Origin of the sequence: Nostoc paludosum FACHB-159 (assembly GCF_014698835.1) — a bacterium.
GTDB classification, from domain to species: Bacteria; Cyanobacteriota; Cyanobacteriia; order Cyanobacteriales; family Nostocaceae; genus Nostoc; species Nostoc paludosum.
In genome coordinates this window covers 1-4,761 of the sequence record NZ_JACJTU010000133.1, presented here as the reverse complement: position 1 = coordinate 4,761, position 4,761 = coordinate 1, and the positions used below count along the sequence as shown (strand labels likewise).

The 4,761-nt window shown below is 43.1% G+C and carries 6 protein-coding genes; 3 read left to right on the top strand and 3 right to left on the bottom strand.

The annotated features are described in order from the left end of the window. Positions 1-152: 152 nt before the first annotated feature. The 3 genes from H6H03_RS39910 to H6H03_RS41055 form a co-directional block, all read right to left on the bottom strand. Positions 153-1,169, bottom strand: a complete 1,017-nt coding sequence (locus H6H03_RS39910) for a hypothetical protein (protein ID WP_199339242.1) — start codon at positions 1,167-1,169, stop codon at positions 153-155. A 14-nt stretch (positions 1,170-1,183) separates the two neighbouring features. After that, the gene (locus H6H03_RS39175) at positions 1,184-1,993 is read right to left on the bottom strand and encodes a BRO family protein (protein ID WP_190960355.1); all 810 of its coding nucleotides are present in this window, start codon (positions 1,991-1,993) and stop codon (positions 1,184-1,186) included. Positions 1,994-2,306: 313 nt separating this feature from the next. Then, entirely contained in the window at positions 2,307-2,804 is a 498-nt protein-coding gene (locus tag H6H03_RS41055; RefSeq protein WP_313932044.1) for a BRO family protein, read from the bottom strand. Positions 2,805-2,827: 23 nt separating this feature from the next. Between H6H03_RS41055 and H6H03_RS39165 the strand changes: the two genes are divergently transcribed. From H6H03_RS39165 to H6H03_RS39155, 3 genes are all read left to right on the top strand, one after another. Next, a complete protein-coding gene (locus H6H03_RS39165; protein WP_242058233.1) occupies positions 2,828-3,319 on the top strand; it encodes a hypothetical protein in 492 nt (163 codons plus the stop codon). Between the two features lie 359 nt (positions 3,320-3,678). Beyond that, positions 3,679-3,828 (top strand): hypothetical protein, encoded by a 150-nt coding sequence (locus H6H03_RS39160; RefSeq protein ID WP_190960354.1) that lies wholly within the window; start codon positions 3,679-3,681, stop codon positions 3,826-3,828. Continuing rightward, on the top strand, positions 3,788-4,351 hold the full coding sequence (locus H6H03_RS39155; RefSeq protein ID WP_190960353.1) for a hypothetical protein: 564 nt from the start codon (positions 3,788-3,790) through the stop codon (positions 4,349-4,351). The genes H6H03_RS39160 and H6H03_RS39155 overlap by 41 nt, the downstream gene beginning before the upstream one ends. Positions 4,352-4,761 lie beyond the last annotated feature (410 nt).

The window sequence follows — 4,761 nt, the reverse complement described above, 5'->3', positions numbered from 1 at the left end:
GCCACTGCTTCCTTAAAAAAACGAGCGCAATTAGATAACAGAATTGAATTCTCCCGTGTCACTGTTTTCTCCACTTGAGACTCCAGAAACTTTTCTGCACCACTAAGAATAAGAACCTGAAAGAAAAAATTGTTTACCAAAGCTTTGTTTTCCTAATTCAAGCTAAAAACTTTTGCCTCAACCGGAAACCTTCGCATCATCTCCCGCAACTCAACAGGCTCCCCATCCGGTGTATAAACAACGCCACCCGACATCCCCAGCACGATTCTCTGCTTCCTCGCCCACTCGAACCAAGCACTAACATCTGCGGTAACGGTGTTCTTGCCTTTAGCCCCACTCTTACAGGAGTTGATAAATAGACCAGTCGGGTTGTTGCACCAACCCTCTGCGATCGCATCCTTGACCCTAGCGATCGCACCCTGTACATTATCCCAATGTTTCTTGACTACCCCCAAGCAAGGCTGAGGGTTTATTCGTAACCGTCTCAATTCGTTACAAACCACTGCAATTTCCTGCTTAGACACATTTAAATCAGCTTTAACCTCCGCCCCGGAAAGTTCGTCCTCATGATGGTCTTCCTCGTTAGTTGAGTAGTCTAATTCTTGTTCATCAACGAAGCGAAGAGTCTGGGATTGCTCTGGTCGGGGGGTTAAACAAACTGATTCGGGTTCATAGTCCAATATCTCGGTTTCTTCCACTTCATTTTTTTCTTCCTCAACAGCATGATGTTGTGAAGAGAACTCTTTAGGGGTGGACTCTTTGATATCATCTGCCGTGGGTGAGCAATTCGATGTATTCAGGGGACTCACATCGATCTGCTGATTTTGACAAATTTGATTCCATAGAGCTTTGACCTTCTCCAGGTTAACGGTAAACCAGTTTGCCTGATACCAAGTCTTTTGGCTGTGGCGGCAGACATCGATTAGCTCGAAATTCCTCAAGTTAGCGATCGCACGCCTGATGGTAGAGATTTTGAGAAACGGCAGTGTTTGACCCCAGTCCTGGAGCGTTTTCCAAAACCAACGCCGCCCGTCAGCTTTGATGTGTTTGGATATTTGACAAAAGTAATGAATTTGTTGGAGTATTACTGCTTCTTCTAAACCAATCTCTGCTGCTAATAAAGGCGGAACCAACAAAGGTGATTCTGGAGTAATTAGCTTACTGCTCATATTTTTACCCACTGCTAAAAAGGCATATCTTTTTGTTCTTCAACGGATGCTTGCGACCAAAACTCTCTGAGCTTTTGGAGTTTCACCGCCTGAAATTGCTGTTTCTCTTGTGTTGAAACTTCACCTATCAACTGTTCAACCTCAGCCCGTTGCCGTTCCTTCATCTGCTCAATGGTGGCCGCGCTTAGGGCTAAAGGTTGATTCTCTTGGGATGGTCGGAAGTTGCGACGGCGGTACAAAAACCTGAAGTGGCGTTTGTCCTGCTTTGGAAGCGATCGCCAAACTTCGGCATCCCAGCCCGGAGGCATGAAGTCGGCTGATGGGGGTAGTAAGTTTTGGACTTGAGCTTGAAGGTCAGCGATCGCCTTGCCTTGTTCTTCGATTACCTGATTTTGCTGTTCGAGTTTTTCCCAGAGTTGGGTGATTAGTTCTGAATTTTGTGGGGCTAACTCTGCCTCACGGGTTTTCACTGCAAAGTAATTTTGTGCTACGGCGATCGCACTCTTGCGAGGGTCGCCATTCATGGCCACCAAATAACAGGCGTGTCGTGATAGCTTGTAATCTTTCAGCACTTCTCGAAATGCCTGGGATGTGCCAACTTGCGCCATTTGGACGACATCGACCAGATGGTGGGATGGATCTATCCTTGAATTTTTAGCACTGATTTTCGCTCTTTCAACCGTGTCCCGAATTCTTTTCCAAGTTTGATAACCCAGCAAGGTTAACAATTCAGTAGCTAACCAAAACTCACTACCATCGCTATCAACCTGTTTAATTTCGTCAAAGGGGCTGAATTGAATTTCATCAAAAGTAATTTTATCCATAATTTATCCAGACATCTTGTTGAATCTGCACAGTATTCCAATCACTTTAAGTAACTATTAATTTGTCAAGAAAAACTCTTATTGAAGCAGCAATTAAGTATATATAAATTATTGATTATGCTTGATGCTCAGTAATATAATTATTTGTGCTATTCTTTGTTATTTTTGCTAAAAACTTTGTAAATTATGCTTCCCATGTAACAGTAATTTTTCGCTTGTTACAATGAAAAATAACAACTCTCATAAATTCAAGATGGCATTCACCAAAGAGATGTATCCGTTTTTCATGAAATGGGTAATAGTCACTGTAAACTTAAACTTGTCCGACAGCGGCTTTCCAAGATTTTATTTTTTTGACTTCAATAATTTGCTCATTAGTGAGTAAATCAATAAAACCTGCTGGAGTTGGCACTTCTCTGACACCTCCAAGTTCTTTTTGAAGTTTATCCGAATAAAACTTTTCACTTAATTGATTGAATTTTCTCTTCTTCCTTATATCTATATTTCCTAAAATTAAATTACACGCGTATAAAGTTAATTTGTAATTCTTCCCTGGTCTACCTCCATTAGAGTAAGTCAATGGAAAAAAATGTTTCTCATACTCATACCCCTGGTTTTCGCAAGCAGTAATAGCTCTATCTATGGCATCTTTTAGCCGTCGCCACTGCTGATATCCCAAGATGGGCATTAGTTCACGGGCCAGCCAATACTCAGAACCATCACTATCAATATGTTTAATTTGGTCAAAAGGGCTGGGGTGGCTTTCGCTGTAAGTAATTGCGTCCATAGTTCCTCCAAATTTTTGATGCACGGAACTGTCGCGGCATTGCAAGGATGCCGCCATGTAGGTTGAACTGCAAATGGATTTTTTCGCTATGTCAAAACTATGTCAGCGTTATAAACAACTCATACAGTTGTAAAAAATTCCCGCAAAGCGATCGCATCGCTCCTTTTAGCGATCGCTTTTGTTTTAACGTAGACAAGTCAGACTATAACATTTATGATATGGCGGAGTCAAGTGAAACTTGTCGAGAGCTAATTATGCTGGAGCTAGATATTGTTGCTAGCGTAAATTGGAATGCTACGTATGGAGAACGATTGAGGGAAATGCGTGGCAAAGTTCCTATGCAACGCCTAGCAGATGAAGTAAGCGAAAAATATGGATATCGCGTAACTAAGCAATATATTCAAATGTTAGAACGCCCTTTTGGCGAAAAAGCATCTAAAACAGTCTCTTTTATACTATTACGTTATATATGTGCTGTATTAGGTAATGATGTACAGTCCCTTTTTGGTTCTCCTAAAATTATAGAGCAGAACAAGTAACCCTTGACAAAAGACAAGTGTTACTTTACTATTAAATTGTAAGGGCAAGGAAATAGCAAACAGCCAGCACCCGAACGCGAAAGAGTTTGCAACAGAATTACCGAACCATGAAATAAACATTCAATCAACCGCCTGGAAGGGTAGCTGAAGCACTGGTGAACCCAGAGAAAGTGATGGATACAGGAGGGGAGGTTGATTGCATCGATGATGAATCGGTGAATAAAAAATTGTCACAGCAGCACTGCATACGCTTTCAACGCCAGTAAGCGAGACTGCGCCCGATCAAGCATATATGCTGCTGTTGCAAGTTCCGGTCACTGACACGGGGCATTTTTTAAGAAAGGCTGCGCCAAATTTGAGTGAATGCGTTGTGGATTCCCACAACGTTCGTTCGTAAAAAACAAAGGCGATCGCTATGGTCTGGACAACTGAGCGATCGCCTTTCCCTTTTTATCAAGGAATACTATTATGAACCAAACAACACTAACACAGCAAGCCCTCCCGATTGACGAGCAATCCCTAGCACAACAAGAACTCGACGACCTTCTTGCAACCCAATCTGAAACGGTCGCTCCAGCTAAAGACCCGCTAACCCACCGCGATCGCCAAATCATCGCAACCATCATCAACAGCACCCCCGACCAAATCAAAACTTTATGGATTGAAGGCGGCATTACCGTATGGGTACAACTCACCGATAGCGGAAGATTGCCTTTCGATCGCACTTGGTTCGCTACACGAGTGGCTGAAGTTAAACCAACCATCGCTGAACCAGAAACCCCACGCCAGCGAAACGACCGATTATCTGACGAACTCGAAGAAGCTTGTCGGAAGTATGAGCTGCGGCATGGGGATATTGATTGGCTATCGTTCAGCACCAAAGTCTTTCGGGATGGTCGTTTGGTCGGCTTCGTGGGGTGCAACGCAGAAGGCTGGTATTCTCGACCACGACCGTATGGAAGGAACCAAGTGGCTGATACTGCGGATAGGGCGATTGGTTATCTGGGAGTGCGACCAGTAGTAGCAGCGTAATTCAAGGGAAAAGGGCGGTGGCTTTTCTATGGCATCGCCCCAAATGACAGGCTTGGAAAGACCTAACCTCGTCAAGACTCTTTGTTGGGAGTAGGGTATTGGGCGTAGGAAAAAATTAACAAAATTAGAAACAAAGTATGAACATTCATAATCTTCCTCGTCACTACCCCCTACACCCTATACTCCACTTCAGAAGGCTTTGGTGGGTTTGGATCTATCCCTCTTCTGTCACTTTCCGAGTATTCTTAATAAAAGGATTAAAAGAAAAAACTCTGGAAGGTAAGCAGGGCATGGATGTAGAATTACAAATCCTGAAACATTTGGCTAGAGACGCCCACCCAACAGTTGCGATCGTAGATGAATATTGTGCAGAGTATAAAGAGTTATTTAAAGAAGTAAGGAATTATGAG

Excerpts from the sequence above, each read along its gene's own strand:
- H6H03_RS39175 (WP_190960355.1), bottom strand. The coding sequence starts at position 1,993 with ATGGATAAAATTACTTTTGATGAAATTCAATTCAGCCCCTTTGACGAA.
- H6H03_RS39910 (WP_199339242.1), bottom strand. The coding sequence starts at position 1,169 with ATGAGCAGTAAGCTAATTACTCCAGAATCACCTTTGTTGGTTCCGCCT.
- H6H03_RS39165 (WP_242058233.1), top strand. The coding sequence starts at position 2,828 with ATGCCGCCATGTAGGTTGAACTGCAAATGGATTTTTTCGCTATGTCAA.
- H6H03_RS39155 (WP_190960353.1), top strand. The coding sequence starts at position 3,788 with ATGAACCAAACAACACTAACACAGCAAGCCCTCCCGATTGACGAGCAA.